Source organism: Amycolatopsis sp. cmx-11-12 (genome assembly GCF_046269425.1).
GTDB lineage: Bacteria > Actinomycetota > Actinomycetes > Mycobacteriales > Pseudonocardiaceae > Amycolatopsis.
Window position 1 is genome coordinate 31,363 of the sequence record NZ_JADNQM010000051.1, and the last position, 18,287, is coordinate 49,649.

The window sequence follows — 18,287 nt, forward strand, 5'->3', positions numbered from 1 at the left end:
CAGGGAACGTGGAGGTACGGCTGTGTGGTCGACGATCAGGTTGTTTTTGAGCTTGCGCCCGCGGGCTTGGCTGGGGATCGCCGGTCTTGTCGGGTTGATGTTGCTGGTGACGGCGACCTACGTCGGTCAGGGTCTGCTGATCGCGCACCTGTTGTCCGGGGTGTTCTCGTCGATCGACGTGGGCGGGCTGGTGACCTCCCTGGCCGCGATCGGTGTATTGCAACTGGTCCGGGTGCTGCTGATCGTGGTGAAGGATTCGTGGGCCCCGCGGGTGTCGGCGCGGGTGAAGGAAGCGGTGCGCGAAGGGCTGACGCTCAAGCTCATGGAGATCGGGCCCGGACAGGCGCAGCGGATGCGTTCCGGTGATCTGCAGTCGACCTTGGTGGACTCCGTGGAGCTGCTCGACCCCTTGGTTGGCCGGTTCGTGCCTTCGGTGCTGGCTTCCGTCCTGGGATCCTGCTTCGCTTCGGTGTACGTGATCGCGGTCGATCCGTTGGTGGGCTTCGTCGTGCTCGCGTGTGCGCTCCTGGCACCGTTGACCAAGGTGGCGGGGAGGAACTGGATCCAGGAACGCGGGGACCGTTGGATGGTGTCCTACCGCGGGATGTATTCGGAGAGCCTGGATGCCGTGCAAGGAATGGCGACGCTCAAGGCGTTCAACGCCAGTGGCAGGCGAGGCCGGGAAATGCTGGAGCGTGGTGAAGCGTTCTGCCGGGATTCCATTCGGCTGATGGTGGCGTGGTGCGGTTCCTCGACTGTCGCCGCGATGGTGGTGACGATCGGCACGACCGCTTCGGTGGCCTTGAGTGCCTGGCACGCGGCCACCGGCTCGCTCAGCGTCGCCGGATTGTTCACGATCCTGATGCTGGCCCGCGAAACCTTCCGGCCCATGCACGAACTCGAATCGGCTTACCACGCGGCGTACTCCGCGATCCCGGCCGGTCGCGTGGTCGCGGAAATCCTGTGCATCGAACCGCACGTACGGGACTCGGCGCCCGAGACGCCCGCATTGCGGAAGAATCCCCCCGGGGTGGAATTCCGCGATATCCGGTTCTGCTATCCGACCCGGAGCGCCCCGGCACTGGACGGGTTCAGCCTGACGGTGGCGCCGGGGGAGCGGGTGGCCATTGTCGGCCGTTCCGGTGCGGGTAAGAGCACCGTACTCGGGCTGCTGATGCGGTACTTCGACCCGGACTCGGGCTCCGTCCTCGTCGATGGCCGTGACACGGCCGAGTTCCCCCTGGTCGACCTGCGGTCGCTGATCGGCGTCGTGGCTCAGGACACCTATCTGTTCCACGGCACGGTCCGGGAGAACCTGCTGCTGGCCAAGCCGGACGCCACCGAGGAGGAGATCGGCCGTGCGGTGACCGCGGCGCAGGCGACCGATTTCATTTCCCGTCTGCCGCAGGGTTTCGAGACGGTCGTCGGTGAACGCGGCCTGAAACTGTCCGGCGGTGAGCGGCAACGCATCGCGATCGCCCGTGCCCTGCTCAAGGACGCTCCGGTGCTCGTTCTCGACGAGCCGACATCGAGCATCGACGCCGCCAACGAAGCGGAGATCACCCAGGCGCTCGGTGAACTGTCCCGCGGCCGGACCACGGTCGTCATCGCGCACCGGCTGTCCACCGTGCGCGAGGCCGACCGGATCGTGGTGATGGACTCCGGCCGGGTGGTCGAGTTCGGCAGTCACCCGGATCTGGTGGCACGCAAGGGCCTCTACGCAGAACTAGTCGCTACCCAGACCGGAGCACCCGCATGACCTCGACCGCACACATCCACACCCCCGGCGTCGGACACGGACATGGACACGGACTCGGACCGGGTGAAGTGCCGATGTCCGGCCGGTCGCTGGCCGCCAGGCTGAGGAGCCTGATGCCCCTGTTGGGGCCGCACCGCCGGCTCATCACGGTGGCCTACCTGGCCGGTGTACTGCACCAGCTCCTCCTGCTCGCTTCGTCCGGGATCGGCGCGTATGTGGTGGCACGGGCGGCCGGAGGTGCCTCGCTGTCCCAGCTCACCGGTTGGCTGATCGCGCTCGGTTGTCTCATCGTGCCGCTGGTCCTCCTGAACATCGCCGACAGCACCTACGCTCACGTCGCCGCCTTTCGTGCGTTGGCCGACACTCGGACCAAGGTGTTCGCTGCCTTCGAAAGGCTCTCACCCGGCTACCTGCTCGAACGGCGATCCGGCGACCTGGGCGCCGCCGCGGTCTCCGATGTGGAGCAGATCGAACTGTTCTTCGCCCATACGCTCAGTCCGCTGGCGGTCGCGTCGACGGTGCCGGTGGCCACCACCGTCGTGCTGGGTTGGTTCCATTGGTCGTTGGCTTGCGTCCTGGTGCCGATCCTGGTGCTGCTCGCCTCGGTCCCGGGGTGGTTGCGGCGCCGCGCCGAACTACACGGAAACGAGCTGCGTGACTCCTTGGGCCGGATGAGTGCCGACAGCACCGATACCTTCCAGGGCCTGCGCGAGCTGGTGAATTTCGGTGCGCACGCCCAGCGGCTCGGGTTGCTGCGCAAGCAGGGTTCGCGGTTGGCCGAGGCGAAGTCCGCGCACGGGCGCCGAAGCGGCATCGAGTACGCCGCCACGGACACCATCGCCCTTCTCGGGACACTCGCGGTGCTCCTGCTGGGCGCGCGGCTTGTCGCCACCGGTGAGCTCGACCGCGCCCTCTTCCCGGTCGCTGTCGTGCTCGCCGGAATGGCGATGCTGCCGGTGCTGAGGGTGACCGAGGTCGCACGTGAGTTGTCGATCGTCGCGGCGTCAGCCGACCGCCTCAACACACTGCTCGACGCGCCCGCACCGGTGTCGGACTTGGTCAGCCGTCCCCCGGAAGGTCCGATCGTGCCGCATGTCCGCTTCGACGACGTCACCTTCGCCTACCGCAGTAACCTGCGGCCCGCTATTCGGGAGGTCAGCTTCGAGGTCCGTCCCGGTGAGACCGTCGCGCTGGTGGGGCACTCCGGTGCGGGTAAGTCCACCTGCGCCAATCTGCTGCTGAGATTCTGGGACGTCACCACTGGTTCGGTGTCGGTGGGCGGGCACGACGTCCGCGACTTCCCGCAAGAAGACCTCCGCGGCCTCATGACGCTGGTACCGCAGGACACCTTCCTGTTCAACACCACCCTGCGCGACAACATCCGTCTCGGGCGCGCCGACGCGTCCGACGGCGAGATCGAAGCCGCCGCAAGAGCCGCTCAAGCCCACGAGTTCATCATGACCCTGCCGGACGGCTACGACACTGTCGCGGGCGAACTCGGCGCGCGGATGTCCGGCGGCCAGCGGCAGCGGATCGCGATCGCCCGTGCCCTGCTGAAAGACGCCCCCATCCTCGTCATGGACGAGGCGGTGTCCAACCTCGACGCCGCGAGCGAACAGGCGGTGAGTGAGGCGATGGACGAGGCCCGGCACGGGCGCACCACGCTGATCATCGCCCACCGCCTCTCCACCATCAGGACCGCCGACCGGATCGTCGTCATCTCGGGTGGACGTGTCGCCGAAACCGGAACCCACGAAGAACTCCTTACCCGCAACGGTGCCTATGTCGAACTGCTCGCCTCGCAGCTCGAAGGATTCGTCAAACAGCCTTCCTGATCGCGGAAAACCGAAAATCACAGAATTCACAAGGAGTGGACCTTTGGACCCGGTGACCACGAATACCTCCGGTTTTCTGTACCGGAGCCCGGAACTGTACGATTCGATCTATCGGTTCGACGACACGGGCGTCCGCCTGACGAAGATGTGCCACGAACTGCTGGTGCGGAACGGGAAACTACCGCCGAGCCCGGTACTCGATCTCGGGTGTGGCACCGCCTATAAACTCGCCTACCTGCATGAAGCCGGCTACGAGTGCGTCGGCGTCGACTATCTGGAAGGGATGATCCAGTACGCGCGTGGCGAATATCCGGACATCAGGTTCGAAGTGGGCGATGTCCGCGATGTCCGCGTCGGCCGGAAGTTCGATGTCATCACCTGCCTGGGCTGGGTGATCGAGAACGTGCACTCGTGCGAGGACATCACGAAGGTGATGGCCACGTTCGCGACCCATGCGAATCCCGGCGCGCTGCTCGTGCTCGGTACGCACAATCCCATCGGGGACTTGGTCGCGCTGGGCGCGAAGAGTGATTTCGCCATCGAGCGCGAAGATTTCCAAGCGACGGGCAGTGCCTCGTTCACTGTCGACCGACGTCGGCAAATCCTCACCCGGAACCTGACCTGGTCACTGGCGGGAGGTGCCACCGAGGAAGAAGTGACGAGCTACCGCCTCTTTTTCCCCATGGAGTTGGAGCACTATTTGACCTCGCATGGTTTCGGCGACGTCACGATGTATGACGACATCGAGCTGACTTCGACGGACCTGGAGGGCTCCATGCTGTATGTGACCGCCACCTATCAGGGCTGAAACAGCGGGGACCAGGCTTCGGTGGCGTATGGGGATGGCGATCTCGAGTGATCGACGCGCCGACGGGGCCGGTCCGTGTTTCGTCCCGTTCGGCCTTTCGTGGTTTTGATCCGACCGCGTCCGACGCCCGTGGTCATGATTCAGCTCACTCGGCGGCTGCGGCGCCTCGTTCAGACCGGTTAACTGTGATTGTCATTTTCATTATCGTCCGTAGGGATTCGTCAATGTCGCATCGTCTTGGCCTCAGCGCCTTAGCCGGCCTTCTAGCGGTGACCGCGGGCTGCGCCGCGACGAAGCCGGACGTCGCGGCGGGCGGTGTCACCCTCGAGAACTGCGGTGCCCAGGTGAGGGTGGACAAACCGCCTCGGCGCGTCGTCACGTTGGACCAGCAGACCACCGAGACTCTCCTGACACTCGGGCTTCGCGAGGACATCGCGGGTACCGCCCTGCAGTCGGGGCCGGTATCGGAGGAACACCGCGCCGAGTACGCGACGATCCCGATGATCAGTTCCCAGGAGGTGACCGGAGAGCAACTCCGCGCCGCCGATCCCGATTTCGTGATCAGTGCGTTCGTCAGCCGGTTCACCCGCGAACAGGCAGGCACCCGGGCCGAGTTGGCCGATCTGGGTCTGCCGTCCTATGTGAGCGAGGTGGACTGCCCCAAGTATCAGCCGGACAAAACGCCGTTCGAGCGGTTGTTCACCGATTACGAGAACTTCGGCACGATCTTCGGCGTGCGCCAGCGAGCCGCCGGCCTCATCGGCGAGCAGCGTGCGGTGGTGGCCGACGCGGAGAAGGCGGCCGCGGCCCGGGCAGCCAAGCCGACGGTGGCCTATCTGTACTCCGTCCACAATGGCACGCCGTGGGTGGCTGGCGGCAGCGGGATGCCCGCCAACCTGAGCCGCGTTCTCGGCGCCAAGAACGTTTTCGACGACGTCGACAGAGACTGGGCCGAGGTCGGCTGGGACCAGATCGTCGCCCGGAACCCGTCGGTCATCGTGATCGCCGACCTGCCTGGCCGGGGCCAGCAGAACGACACCGCTCAGGAGAAGATCCAGCTGATGCGTGCGCACCCGGTGCTCTCGCAACTCGACGCCGTCCGTACCGGCCGGTTCGTGACCGTCCCCGGCCTGGAACTCGACGCCACGGTGCGCAGCGTGAACGCGCTCAAGACGATCAACGACGGTCTGGCGAAACTCGCATGACCGCTACCGAGAACCAGGTGCCGGCTCCGGTGACCGGGGAAGCGAAGACCCGGCGCACCGCGACCCCGACCTGGGTGCTGTTCGCCGTCGGCCTGGCCGTTCTGGCGCTGTCCATCGGGGTCGCCATCGGCGTGGGCGCCAACGGTGGCAGCCTGCAGGAGGTCACCCGCTCGGTCGGCACCCATCTCGGGCTGCCGGTGGAGCCGGTGTCCCGACTGTTCGACTCGCTGATCTGGCAGCTCCGTGTCCCCAGGGTGCTGTTGGCGGCCTTGATCGGCGCGATGCTCGCCGTGTCGGGGACCGTGCTGCAAGGCCTGACCGGCAACGCCCTGGCCGACCCGTACCTGCTCGGCGTGTCCAACGGCGCCTCGGTCGGTGCCGTCGCGGTGACCTTGTTCGGCCTCGGCGGCTCCGCGCTCGGGTTGTCCGGCGGGGCGCTGGTGGGTGCGCTGCTGTCCTTCGGCTTGATGATGCTGTTGCTGCGCAACGGTATGCGGACGATCCGCATTGTGCTGACCGGCGTTGTCGTCGGCCAGCTCTTCGCCGCGCTGACCTCACTGCTCGTCATGGCTTCTGCGGACGCGGAGACCACTCGCGCCATCACCTACTGGCTGCTGGGCTCGATGACCTCCGCCCGCTGGGACGAAGTCGTCCTCTGTGCCATCGCCTGTGTCGTCGGGCTGGCGGGATGCTGGACCCGGTCCCAGGCGCTGGACGCCTTCTCTTTCGGCGAGGACACCGCCGAGTCGCTCGGGATCAACGTGCGCGTCACCCGGATCACCGCGCTCATCCTGACCGCCCTGCTGACGTCAGTCGCGGTGGCCTCGGTCGGTGCCATCGGCTTCGTCGGCCTCATCGTCCCGCATGCCGCGAGGTTCGTGGTCGGCCCACGACACCGGGTCCTCATCCCGTTCGCCGCCATCATGGGCGCGGTGTTCCTGGTGCTGACCGACGCGCTGGCCCGGATCGCGCTGGCCCCCAGAGAGGTCCCGGTCGGCGTGGTCACCGCCGTGATCGGCGTCCCGGTGTTCCTCCTCATCATGCGCAGGCGGGGAGAGCTGTGAGAATCGATGTGGAATCTCTGAGCTGGGGTGTCCCCGGCCGGAGCATCGTCGATGACGTCGCGCTGAGTGTCGGCACCCGCGAAGTACTGGGTCTGGTGGGGCCGAACGGGTCCGGCAAGTCTTCGCTCCTGCGCTGCGTCGCCGGACTGCGCAAGCCCAGCCGGGGGACCGTGCGGTACGACGGTGCGGACATCTCGGACTGGGACAGCAAGCGCATCGCGCGTCGCGTGGCTTTCGTAGAGCAGTACACGGATACCGAGAGCGACCTTCGCGTGGCCGATGTCGTGGACCTCGGCCGCACTCCGTTCCGCGCGAACTGGCGAAACCAGGACCATCGTGACCACGTCGTGGTGGAGGCTGCGCTAAGCCGTATGGGCCTGACCGACCTGCGCGCCAGGCACTGGAAGACCCTCTCCGGCGGAGAGCGTCAGCGCACGCACATCGCTCGCGCTCTCGCGCAGCAGCCTTCGGCCATCCTGCTCGACGAACCCACCAACCACCTCGACATCCGACACCAACTCGATCTCATGCGCCTTCTGGCCGCAGCCGACCACACCGTGGTGATCGTCTTGCACGACCTGTCGCTGGCGGCACGCTTCTGCGACCGGCTGGTACTGCTGGATCAAGGGCGGGTTGTGGCCTCGGGCGCTCCACTCGACGTGTTGACGCCCGCGCGCCTCCGGGAGGTGTTCACCGTCGAAGCGGAAGTCGAACCCGATCGTGCCGGCGACGTCCGTATCCACTACCGGTGATGTGTCCAGCCGCCGGGCGGCGATTCACATGTATTCGCCGCAGGTCCTGCTGTGCTGACATGTCGAGTGTAAAGGTCGGATTTGTTGAACGAACGCAGTTATCGAATTTCCGGTTACTATAACGATATTTGCGCTCGCGGGGCGCGCCGGGTCTTTTGATGCTAGCAGACAGGAAACGGTGGCGCGGGTGAGCACTACGGCCTTGACGCCGACCTGCCTGCACGAGTCCGGCTGCACCTAACACCGCGCATGGCCGGTGCCGATTGCGAGCTGAGGTACGAGGAGTACTGCGGGCTGGCCAAGACCTTCGATCTGCCTGCTGTGGGGAGAAGCCGGTGACCGGCTCGCCGGAGTGCTCGACCAAGTCGTCAAGGACACCGTCGAGGTCCCAGTCCGCCCACCGCAACAGCCGCTATATCCAGTTCGGGGACACCCTCATGACCCGCTCAGCCAGCTTCCAGCCGTCCTTCCGCTCCAACTCCGTGACCAGTCCGGACAGCTACTCCCGCGACCGGTCCCGCGGCTCCGACCGCGCGAACCGACCAGTGATCCGCTCATGCACCCAATCCAAATGCTCCATCAGCACATCGGGCACCACAACGATGAAGTCCCGCCCGCCCTTCTCCGCCGGATGCCGTCACTGACTGAGACAAACGTGAGCACCATGAAAAAGTCCTGTTGTTTCCGTGACACCGCGCCGCGTCATAGTGCTCTCCCGCTGCACTCCCTAGAGGTGGCAGCGTCTCTACTGCGATGATGACAGGAGAAACCAGAAATATGAGCCAAGCACGAAAGTTGGTGTCAGCCACGGGGGTGCTCCTCGTGTCCTTGGTAACGTTCGGGAGTATCACGGGATCGGCACAGGCGGTCGTTGGAGGCGAGGATGCCTCCGATGAATACCCTTGGGCTGCACAAGTCACGAGTCACCTGCAAGATAATTACGACGCCGATTGTACCGGTGCGCTGATCGCGGATGAGTGGGTTGTCACGGCTGCTCACTGCATCGTCCAGATCCCAGAAATTGCGAACATCGGTGATCACCCTGATCCGAGCATTGTCAAGAACCCAGTGCTTAGTCGCGATGACGTTCGTGTCCATATTGGTTCAAATAACCGAGGTCAAGGAGAGTTTCATCGCGCGAAACGCTTGGTCAAGGCGCCCAATAATGAGGACGTAGCGTTAATCGAGCTCGCCGAGCCGTCGACGAAGACGCCTATCCCTATTGCAGAGTCGTCTGGGTCGCTGACAGGACGAGATGCTCGTATCCTCGGCTGGGGCGATACGCTACCGTGGAAGCCGGGCTGCAAGGAGAACTGTGTCAAAGAGTCGGAGAAGCTGAAGCAGCTGAACGTCTCATTCATGTCGATAGATGAAAATATTAAGGGTCTTGATCCCGCTGCGCGCCTCGCTTGGTACCAGTCATCAGAAAATCAGACGGGTCAGGGTGATTCCGGAGGGCCTGTGATGGTCAAAACTGATAACCACTGGAAGCTCGTGGGAACACATATCGGTAGCGGCACTGTCGATGGTGGCGACAAGAAGATAGTTGGATTTTCCAGCAATATTACCAACTTTCTCCCATGGATCAAGAGTGCAATTTTCTGTCCAAAGTTCTCGTCATTGGACCGTAAACGACAGGATCTGGAGGAGAGGTACACGTCCCTGAGCAGGAATCGCAGCCCAAAGGATCCTGACCTGGTGAAGCTGCGCAGCGAGATCACCAGCTTGGCCACGACCGTGGCGCAAGGGTTTGCGAAGATCGCCGACCCTGGCTGTGCCGTCAAGAGCAGCAACTAAAACCATACGCCGAATCGTAACAAGAGAGATTAAATGACAAAGCCCCATATGAAACGACGAATGATCGCGTCCGTGGTCAGTGCAGGAGGATTTGCTCTGGCCGCCTCACTCGGGCAGGCCCTGACCGCGCCGATCGCATCCGCCGATGAGCTTCACGACCTGACTGTCCTCGCGAACACCGGAAAGCAGCAGACCACTCAGGCCGAAGACCACGCCAGAAAGATGGAAAGCATGAAGCCGGTGGCTCCGGTTCCGTCTGGGGTGGCTGGGCGGCCAGCGGTATCGCCGGGTGTTGGTGGGTCGGTGAATCCGGTTAACGTTCCGCCGAAGCCGGGTTCGTTGGTTGATGATGTCATGAAGCCGGTGGCTCCGGTTCCGTCTGGGGTGGCTGGGCGGCCAGCGGTATCACCGGGGCCGGGTGAAGAATCTCAACTGTCAGGCCGTGGTGTCCCGCAGGCTGATCCGGCGCCCGACCATCGAGGCTGGTCGCGCGCACACAGTCCAAGCGATGACGACGGGAGCGCCGCGCGGCAAGCTACCGGCGACGCACCCCCGAAATTGGCGTCAACTGGCAGCACTGTGCTGGCGCCCGCCGGGTTCGGGGTGGCCTTCATCGTGCTCGGCAGCGGGCTAGTCGTCTTCGTACGAAGGCGGCGTAACGTCGGCCAACACCACCGCGCGAACTAACACGCCAAAACGGGTGGGCCGACCCGTGAATTCCGGCTGGGGCCAGCCGCAGTCCGAAGGGTGGTTCCTCCTCTCGCTAGGAGGAGCCACCTTTCGTTGCCGCAATGCCGCGTCGCGACCCGGCTGAAGCGTGGTACGTTCGGCGCTCCGTCCGCGGCGAACCTGATAAAGGCGAACTGATAAATATGTTGTCTGTGGTGCGCCGTTATCGCTACTGAGTCTTTCGGTCGCCCTTCGAGGCTGTTTCTCTGCTGAAAACACGTTTCTTTTTTAATGGCAAGAAGCACTGTTCTTGATGGTCTAATTTGTTGACATGTTCCGCCTGTCTGCTCGAGTAGAGTCGTACCGAATTCGAAGGTTTGAGCGGTGTCGAAGACCGTGTTTCGGCACAACCCAAGCCGAGAGATTTGTCGGTGACTGGCGTGTGATCGTGCTTTTGGGGCGAGACCACGCGTACCAATGGAGCAGGAAGCCTGTCGTTCATGCAGCCCCGAGTTCGGTGCCTTGGACTTGCAGTCCGGTGATATGGAGGTAGCATCCGGGGTGGGATGGACGGCAATTCATCCTGGTCGGCGCTGTCGCGAGGTTCCTTGCCCTGGTGAATCCTCAGTTCGGCGTCCTGTTGTCGTGATATTCGATGTCGGGCGTGGTTCGTAGCACTTGGGTGCGACCGGGGCAGCGGGCTCGACGACCTCAGCCGAGTCTGCCCTTCCCGCATGGTTCAGGGCTAGATCTCGGAGTGTCACACGCGACCAGATTCGATGCCCTGCCCGTATCGTGGTCAACTGTGGTAGTCGTGCAATCTCCCGAAGGACGTTGTCGCTGATCGACCAACTGCCAAGCAGCGCAATTGTGCTCACTCGGCTCAAGGCTGGGATCGTGTCCAGCCCGTTAGCCCACCGATGATGGCATTCGATGCCGGCGAATAACACCAATGCGTCGACACTTCCCGGCGAGAATTGTCGAAGGACCTCGATATCCAGCGAGCGATGCTCATGCCAGGAGTAAAGTGCCACTTCTACGTTCCACCCGTCAGGTACCATGGCTGCAGTCCCCGGCGCCAAAACCATGTTGTCCGCGGTCCCTTCGCTGAGCGGATCGCGCAGGCACACGGTCACAAGAGTCGCATCGATATCCACCGGCACGCGAATCACACGGGGCGTCACGAACGGCTCCAAACACCGATCAGCCGCCTCGTCTGCGTCCGCAGCGTCTCGACGGTCTCTGCGACGCTCACGACGCCCATCCGGCAGGGCCAGGCCTGTCGTGCTCCACGAGATGACGCGAGACCGGTGACCGACTGGCCGGATCGCGGCGACCCGGCACTGCGTCGCCGCCGACCTCGACCGATTTCACCCATGCCTGCCTCGCAGGCTCGTCCATGAACGCACTCAGCGGCGCGCGCAACTCTCGGCGCCGCGCGCACCACGACGTACTGGACCACGGCACGACTTCCCTGCCGGCCCCGAGAACCTCGCAGAACGCGTGCGCGTGGACCTTCTCGATACATGGATCAGGCGGCAGGGCCCCCGGAATCATCATGCAACTCAACTCCAGCGGACTCGGAATCCATCAAGGGCTCACGGCTCGAAAAGAAACGGACTGGGTTCCATGCTACGTCCACGCAGAGCCGTCTCACTATCCCCTCGGCAGATGGCTGCCTGTAAGTGGCTTCGGGTGGCGAATATCAGTGGAACGCTGACTACCTTTGGTACATGACATATGCATTTGCATTTAAAATTGGACAGTGTCCAAAGCTGAGCATGCGCCGGTACGTGGTGTGCGCCGCCAACTTCAACGTAACGAGGCGGAAGATCTCCTGCGCATCTGTTTGGTCGGGGCGTGGGTGGCCAACTACATACGTTGACGGTATCGTAACTTGGGCAGGGTCGTACTTTGGTTCGACCCATGGTGATACAGAGCAGCGTCTCCGGGAGGACCTCTATGACCGTGCTTCATGAGCTCACTACCGTCGAGCAGTGCGCTGCCTTGCGCGCGGGAGAGGTATCAGCCCGTGAGCTCGCCGATCATTACCTGCAGCGGATCGAGCAGCATGACGAGAAGCTTGGGGCGTTCGTCCACGTCACCGCCGAACTCGCCAGGAGCGAGGCCGCGCGAGCTGACGAAGCCCTGCGCGATGGTGGCGTTGAAGGGCAGCCGCTGCTGGGGTTGCCGATGGGCTTCAAAGACCTATATCCGGCCGCTGGCGTGCCATTGACGATGGGGAGCGCGGCGATCGGCACGTTCGTGCCACCCGCAGACGGCTGGGCCGTGGGGTTGCTGCGTAAGGCGGGTGCGGTCACGCTGGGTACCACGCATGCCCCGGAGCTCGGCGCGACGGCCTACACACACAGCGATGTGGTGGGGCGACCGGCCGTTACGCCGTATGACACGGCTAGGTCCGCTGGGGGATCGAGTGGCGGGGCGGCCGCCGCTGTCGCTGCGGGTTTGCTGCCGGCAGGGCATGGCAGTGATGGCGCGGGGTCTATTCGGCTGCCAGCGGCGGTGTGTGGTCTGGTTGGCTTGAAGCCAAGCCGTGGCAGAGTGAGTACGGTGCCTGACGCGTCTTTCCAATCGTGGGCGACCGAGGGTCCGTTGGCGCGGACGGTGGCGGATGTTGCGTTGTTGCTGGATGTCATGGCACATCCACCGGCGGCCGAACTGCACCGCGTGCTGCCACCATCGACTCGGGCTTCATTCTTACGGAATGCCCAGGAACCATCCGAACGGTCACTGGTAGTCGGTGTCTGGACCGATAATGGTCTGGTTGACCCGGAGCCGGAGATCGTCCGTGCGGTGGCCCGAACCTCGGAGCTGCTATCCGAGCTCGGGCACGAAGTCGTCGAGATCCGCAATCCAGCGCCATGGGAGGAGGACAGCGCCCAGGCGCTCTGGCGAATCTTCGGGGGGATGGTGGTCGCGGCTTTGGAGCCGCATGTGCCCCCGGAACGTCGGCACTTGCTGCAGGATTTCACCAGCTGGCTGGTAGATCTCGGCGAGCGCCGCACCGCCGCTCACCATGTCGCTGACACGGATCTGCTGGCCGGCTGCGCGTCCCGGTTCCTTGCTCGCGTAGAGCCCTACGACGTCCTACTGACTCCCGTGACAACCGCGCCTCCAGTGCCCGCGGACTTCTTTCATTGGCGGGGTGTGGAAAACATAGCCGTGCGGATGCTGGAGTGGGCCGCGTATACGCCATTACAGAACTGGGCTGGAGTGCCCGCGATGTCGCTGCCAGTGCACGTCACACCGGAAGGTCTTCCGGTGGGGGTCCAAATTACCGCTTCACGACATGGCGATGACGCGCTTCTGCTAGGGCTGGGGGCCCAACTGGAAAACTCCCTCGGGTGGCAATACCGGCATCCGCCGCAGTGGCACGTGTAGATCGGCGATGATGACAGGAGAACAATCCAATGACTGACGAACGGATCGCTCGCACCATTCCCGTTCCGCCTGAGCGATCGTTGGACGAGGAACGGGCGCATCGTAAACGTATCCTGGCGGCCGGGTTTCGGTTGTTTGGCAAATTCGGCTTCGAGGAAGGCGCGGCCGGCCACATCACCGCCCGTGACCCGGAGCTCACCGATCATTTCTGGGTGAACCCGTTCGGTATGCCGTTCGCGCATATTCGCATGTCGGATCTGTTGCTGGTCTCGCATGATGGGACGGTCGTGGAGGGGGATCGTCCAGTCAACGCGGCGGCGTTCGCGATCCATTCGCAGGTGCACCAGGCCCGCCCGGACGCCACGGGGGCCGCTCACTCGCATTCGGTGCATGGTAAGGCGCTGTCAGCGTTGGGGACTCGGCTCGAGCCGATCACGCAGGATGTGTGCGCCTTCTATGAAGATCACGCTCTGTTCGACGACTACACCGGGGTAGTGCTGGACGTGGAGGAAGGCAAACGCATCGCGCACGCGCTGGGGCGCCACAAGGCGATCATCCTGCGCAACCACGGCCTGCTCACGGTAGGTACGACCGTGGAAGCGGCGATCTGGTGGTTCATCACGATGGAACGTTCGTGCCAGGCACAGCTATTGGCCAAGGCTGCGGGACGCGTGGTCCACATCGAACCCGAGCAGGCCCGGCTCACCCACGGCCAGGTCGGAAGTGAACTCGCAGGTTGGTTCCAGTTCCAGGGCCTCCTGGAGAAGGTGCTGCGCGAGCAGCCCGATCTGCAGGACTGACAAGGGAGGCACAGGAATGCGATCCACCATGCAAGACTCGCCGCTGACCATTACGTCGATCCTTCGTCACGGGACCACGTGGTACGGCGAGAATGAGGCTGTGACCGCAACGGAGACCGGCACACGGAGAGCCAGCTACACCGAGGTGGGGGCGCGGTGCGCACGGTTGGCCAATGGTCTGCGCCGACTCGGTGTACAGGGATATGACCGGGTTGCCACCTTCGGATGGAACAACCAGGAACATCTGGAGGCCTATCTCGCGGTGCCGGCGATGGGTGCGGTGTTGCACACGCTCAATATCCGGTTGTTCGCCGAGCAGATCGTCTACATCGCCAACCATGCGCAGGACCGCGTGGTGATTGTGGACGCGTCGTTAGTCGACGCCTTCGCCCCGTTACTGCCGCAGCTGGAGTCGGTCCGCACGGTGCTGGTCACCGGCGAGGTCGACATGAGCGTGTTGGAGGGTGCAGGCAAGCAGGTGCTGTCTTACGAACAGGTGCTGGCTCGGGAGTCTGATGAGTTTGCGTGGCCGGACGTGGACGAGTCGTCGGCTGCGGCGATGTGCTACACCTCGGGAACAACCGGTAATCCGAAAGGGGTTGTCTACAGCCATCAGTCTGCCTGGTTGCACTCGCTCGCGGTGTGCTCGGGCAATTGCCTGGGCGTGCGCTTCGACGATCGGGTGCTGCCGATCGTACCCATGTTCCACGCCAACGCGTGGGGGCTGCCGTACGCAGCGCTCATGGCAGGCGCCTCTCTGATACTTCCGGACCGTTTCTTACAACCCGAGCCGCTCGTAAGGCTGGTCGAGACCGAGCGCCCGACCCTGTCGGGAGCGGTGCCCACCGTGTGGAGCGACGTCCTGGCCTATTTGGCCACAGAGCCGGGCCACGACCTTTCGTCGCTACGTATGATCGCCTGCGGCGGGTCCGCGGTGCCGCGCGTGCTGATGCAGACGTTCGAAGAGCGCCACGGTGTGCCGATCGTGCAGGCGTGGGGGATGACTGAGACGTCTCCCGTAGCAGCGATCGCCCATCCACCGGCCGGTATCAGCGGAGAGGGCGCCTGGAGCTACCGGTGCACTGCAGGGAGACTGCTGTGCGGTGTGGACGGCCGCCTGGTCGACGCCAGCGGGCATGTTCTGCCGAACGACGGCAAGGCGGTCGGTGAACTCCAAGTGCAGGGGCCCTGGATCACTGGCGCCTATTATCGCGACCCGGATCCGGGCAAGTTCGATGACGGATGGCTCCGTACGGGTGATGTGGGAACGCTGGACACACGGGGTTTCATCACGCTGACCGACCGGGCCAAGGACGTCATCAAGTCCGGGGGTGAGTGGATCTCTTCCGTCGACCTGGAACTCGCCCTGGTTGAGCATCCTGCCGTCGCAGAAGCCGTTGTCGTCGGAGTTCCCGATGCGCGTTGGCAAGAACGACCGCTTGCGATCGTCGTCGCCCGCGGTGACGAGCAGCCGAGCCCGGCCGAGCTGCGGGCCTGGCTGTCTAGGCGGATGGCTCGGTGGTGGCTGCCTGAACGCTGGGCATTTGTCGACGCCATCCCGCGAACCAGCGTAGGGAAATTCGATAAGAAACATATCCGCAGCCTGCACGCCGACGGGCAGCTCCAGGTGACCCAACTGCGCGCGTCGCCCCAATCGGGTACCGATGCGTAAAGCTTCGCCGACGCAGTCGGCTCGAGTCGAGGACCTCGCTGAGACTGTGGAAAGGCATAACTGGAGCGGATAGTTGCGGGTCCGACCCACGCGGCTGCACACCCCGGCGAGCGCGGACGAACTGTTGGCTGCGGCGAGAAGCGGACTCGGGACGCTCCGGGTCGTTACCAGCGCGACCTTATAATGCGTGCCGGCATTCATCGCGGCCGACAATATCTCGCTATCGCTTGTACTTGCAGGCCCAACGTGTACATCGCGTTCCGCAACTACCATCAATTACCGTACCCGCCATTCTTTGGTGCAATGAAAATCATTCTCGACGCCGTCGATGGGCGGCCATGTGGGGGTAAGATGCACGGCCTGCCCGTAAATTTCCTAGGGGAGCGCTTCGGCGAGCTGTCTGACCGCCGCGATCCAATCGGCGTTTTCACCAACGACTACCTCAACCGGACCCTGGGGCCTCTACCAGAGCGGAGGGTACGCTGATGCGCCTCGAGCGCGGGATCGCCACGAATAGGGGCAACATCGTGCCGATCGGGCACAGTCGGCATACCGGCGCGGGGTTCGCGGCTATCGACCGTGCCACCGCCGAGATCGAACCATCGTTCGCGGTCATCGATCTAGGGGCGCTACGCCACAACGCGAAGGACATGGTGCGTCGCGCGGGTGGGAAGCCAATCCGTGTCGCCAGCAAGTCGGTCCGCTGCCGGGCGTTGTTGCGTTATCTACTCGACAATGACGGATTCGCTGGAATCCTCGCGTATACGCTGCGTGAGGCGTTATGGCTCGGGCATGAGTATAGTGACATTGTCGTTGGGTATCCGACTGGTGACCGGGAAGCGCTGCGGGAGCTCGCGGCGAGTCGTAACCTGGCCTCGCGCATAACGATTATGGTCGATTCGCTCGAGCACTTGGAGTTCATCGCATCGGCGATCGAACAGCCCGCCCACTCCATCCGGGTCTGCCTCGATATCGACGCCTCGTACCAACTCGCTGGTGGCCGCCTATACTTCGGTGTTCGTCGTTCGATCGTACGAACACCGGACCAGGCGTATGACTTGGCGCGCGCGGTAGATACCCGCCGAGGGTTTCTTCTGGTCGGTGTCATGTGCTACGAGGCGCAGATCGCCGGACTCGGAGACAATACCCCCGGTTCCGCGCTCGCACGGGCCTGTATCCGCGCGATCCAGCACAGGTCAGGACGTGAATTGCGGAAACGACGCGCTGTGGTGGTCTCGGCGATCGAAGCGGTTACGAAACTCGAATTCGTCAACGGGGGCGGGACAGGGAGCCTGGAACGTACCGCGAGCGAGCCTGTGATCACCGAACTCGCAGCCGGATCCGGGCTCTACGGCCCCACTCTGTTCGACAATTACCGCGCCTTCCAGCCTTGCCCTGCCGCGTTCTTCGCACTCTCGGTGGTACGACGCGCATCCCCGACCATCGTCACAGTCGCCGGTGGGGGATGGATCGCGTCAGGAGGTGCTGGCCGTGACCGTCTGCCGACACCGACCTGGCCGCCTGGGCTCAGGCTTACCTCATTGGAAGGAGCGGGGGAGGTTCAGACACCGGTCGCCGGGCCGGCGGCGGCCGATCTTCACGTGGGCGACCGCGTCTGGTTCCGACACGCCAAAGCCGGGGAGTTGTGCGAACGTGTGGAAAGCCTGCACATTGTAGACGGCGATACCGTTGTCGCGACTGTTCCCACGTACCGAGGCGAGGGGAAGACCTTTGGGTGAGCAGATACGGTCCACAACCGAATCGACCGGCGGTGAGGTTGTGCACAGCAACGACAACCCCTGGTCCCGCCGGGGGTAGCGCGCAGGTGCGTCTCGGAGCTGGCAGCAGCTGTCATCGTCGGCTGTGCCGCACTCGAGTGCGGCATCCGACCTCCCGTCTGGGTCCATTCTGCCCATCGTGCTGGAACTTTCGAACGGAACACCGCAAAGCACAAAGCGACACCGCAGTCTCTGGAGTACGTTCTAGCAAATAGGGTCGGTGTAATTGAATTATTAAACGACATGCGTCATCGCTGGATGGAACGCTGCCGACTGTGCTGCTATCTTACGATCAGGCTAGGAGGTTGGTGCGACGCTATTCGGCGAGCCTGTTGAGTTCAATGAGGAGTTCGTGCAGGACGCGTATCGGGCGGCGGCGCTGCGTCAAAGTCGGAAAGCACAGTCACCGAGTATGCTGCGGTGCGCGCGCTGCTGTCGGATCGCCGGCTTAGGCTTAGTAAAGACCTTGAAAACCTGGCTTCTCTGGTACGTCAGAAGGCGGAGGATCCGGCGGCAGCCGTTGGTGTTCGGGATCAGGACCTGTACCAGGATATGCTCCACGCTGATCCGCGCGAAGGGCGGCCGGTTGTGGCCGCGTACGAGTACTGTCCGGAGCGGCCTAGTACTGCAACGGCACTCAGTTGAGTGGGTAGCCTCGCCGTTTGTAGTGGCTGAGGCGGGCTTGGTGTTGTCGTCGGCGGCGGAATCGTGACCAGGACCAGATGTGGTCGGCGGTGTCGGCGACA

At 63.8% G+C, this 18,287-nt stretch carries 12 protein-coding genes; all 12 read left to right on the forward strand.

From position 1 onward, the window contains the following. Nucleotides 1–46: 46 nt before the first annotated feature. The 12 genes from ACLARN_RS40365 to ACLARN_RS40420 all read left to right on the forward strand — a co-directional run bounded on the left by ACLARN_RS40365 (nt 47) and on the right by ACLARN_RS40420 (nt 17,502). Nucleotides 47–1,759, forward strand: a complete 1,713-nt coding sequence (locus ACLARN_RS40365; protein WP_409496751.1) for an ABC transporter ATP-binding protein — start codon at nt 47–49, stop codon at nt 1,757–1,759. Beyond that, nucleotides 1,756–3,594, forward strand: coding sequence for an ABC transporter ATP-binding protein (locus tag ACLARN_RS40370; RefSeq protein WP_409496752.1), 1,839 nt, complete (start codon nt 1,756–1,758; stop codon nt 3,592–3,594). The genes ACLARN_RS40365 and ACLARN_RS40370 overlap by 4 nt, the downstream gene beginning before the upstream one ends. Nucleotides 3,595–3,646: 52 nt before the next feature. After that, entirely contained in the window at nt 3,647–4,402 is a 756-nt protein-coding gene (locus ACLARN_RS40375) for a class I SAM-dependent methyltransferase (RefSeq protein WP_409496763.1), read from the forward strand. A 269-nt stretch (nt 4,403–4,671) separates the two neighbouring features. Beyond that, nucleotides 4,672–5,607 carry an ABC transporter substrate-binding protein gene (locus tag ACLARN_RS40380; protein ID WP_409496753.1) on the forward strand — a complete coding sequence of 312 codons (936 nt, stop codon included), beginning with the start codon at nt 4,672–4,674 and terminating at the stop codon, nt 5,605–5,607. Further along, nucleotides 5,604–6,671 (forward strand): FecCD family ABC transporter permease, encoded by a 1,068-nt coding sequence (locus ACLARN_RS40385; protein ID WP_409496754.1) that lies wholly within the window; start codon nt 5,604–5,606, stop codon nt 6,669–6,671. Before ACLARN_RS40380 ends, ACLARN_RS40385 begins: the two co-directional genes overlap by 4 nt. Further along, nucleotides 6,668–7,423, forward strand: a complete 756-nt coding sequence (locus tag ACLARN_RS40390; RefSeq protein WP_409496755.1) for an ABC transporter ATP-binding protein — start codon at nt 6,668–6,670, stop codon at nt 7,421–7,423. The genes ACLARN_RS40385 and ACLARN_RS40390 overlap by 4 nt, the downstream gene beginning before the upstream one ends. Nucleotides 7,424–8,245: 822 nt before the next feature. Further along, complete coding sequence (locus ACLARN_RS40395; protein ID WP_409496756.1) at nt 8,246–9,220, forward strand: S1 family peptidase; 975 nt, start codon at nt 8,246–8,248, stop codon at nt 9,218–9,220. A gap of 2,631 nt (nt 9,221–11,851) precedes the next feature. Further along, nucleotides 11,852–13,291: an amidase gene (locus ACLARN_RS40400; RefSeq protein WP_409496757.1), complete on the forward strand. Its 1,440-nt coding sequence runs from the start codon at nt 11,852–11,854 to the stop codon at nt 13,289–13,291. Nucleotides 13,292–13,320: 29 nt separating this feature from the next. Continuing rightward, entirely contained in the window at nt 13,321–14,091 is a 771-nt protein-coding gene (locus ACLARN_RS40405) for a class II aldolase/adducin family protein (RefSeq protein WP_409496758.1), read from the forward strand. 16 nt (nt 14,092–14,107) lie between these two features. Next, on the forward strand, nt 14,108–15,763 hold the full coding sequence (locus ACLARN_RS40410; RefSeq protein WP_409496759.1) for a fatty acid--CoA ligase: 1,656 nt from the start codon (nt 14,108–14,110) through the stop codon (nt 15,761–15,763). A 183-nt stretch (nt 15,764–15,946) separates the two neighbouring features. Beyond that, a complete protein-coding gene (locus ACLARN_RS40415; RefSeq protein ID WP_409496760.1) occupies nt 15,947–16,249 on the forward strand; it encodes a D-arabinono-1,4-lactone oxidase in 303 nt (100 codons plus the stop codon). Continuing rightward, complete coding sequence (locus ACLARN_RS40420) at nt 16,249–17,502, forward strand: amino acid deaminase/aldolase (protein WP_409496761.1); 1,254 nt, start codon at nt 16,249–16,251, stop codon at nt 17,500–17,502. The genes ACLARN_RS40415 and ACLARN_RS40420 overlap by 1 nt, the downstream gene beginning before the upstream one ends. Nucleotides 17,503–18,287 lie beyond the last annotated feature (785 nt).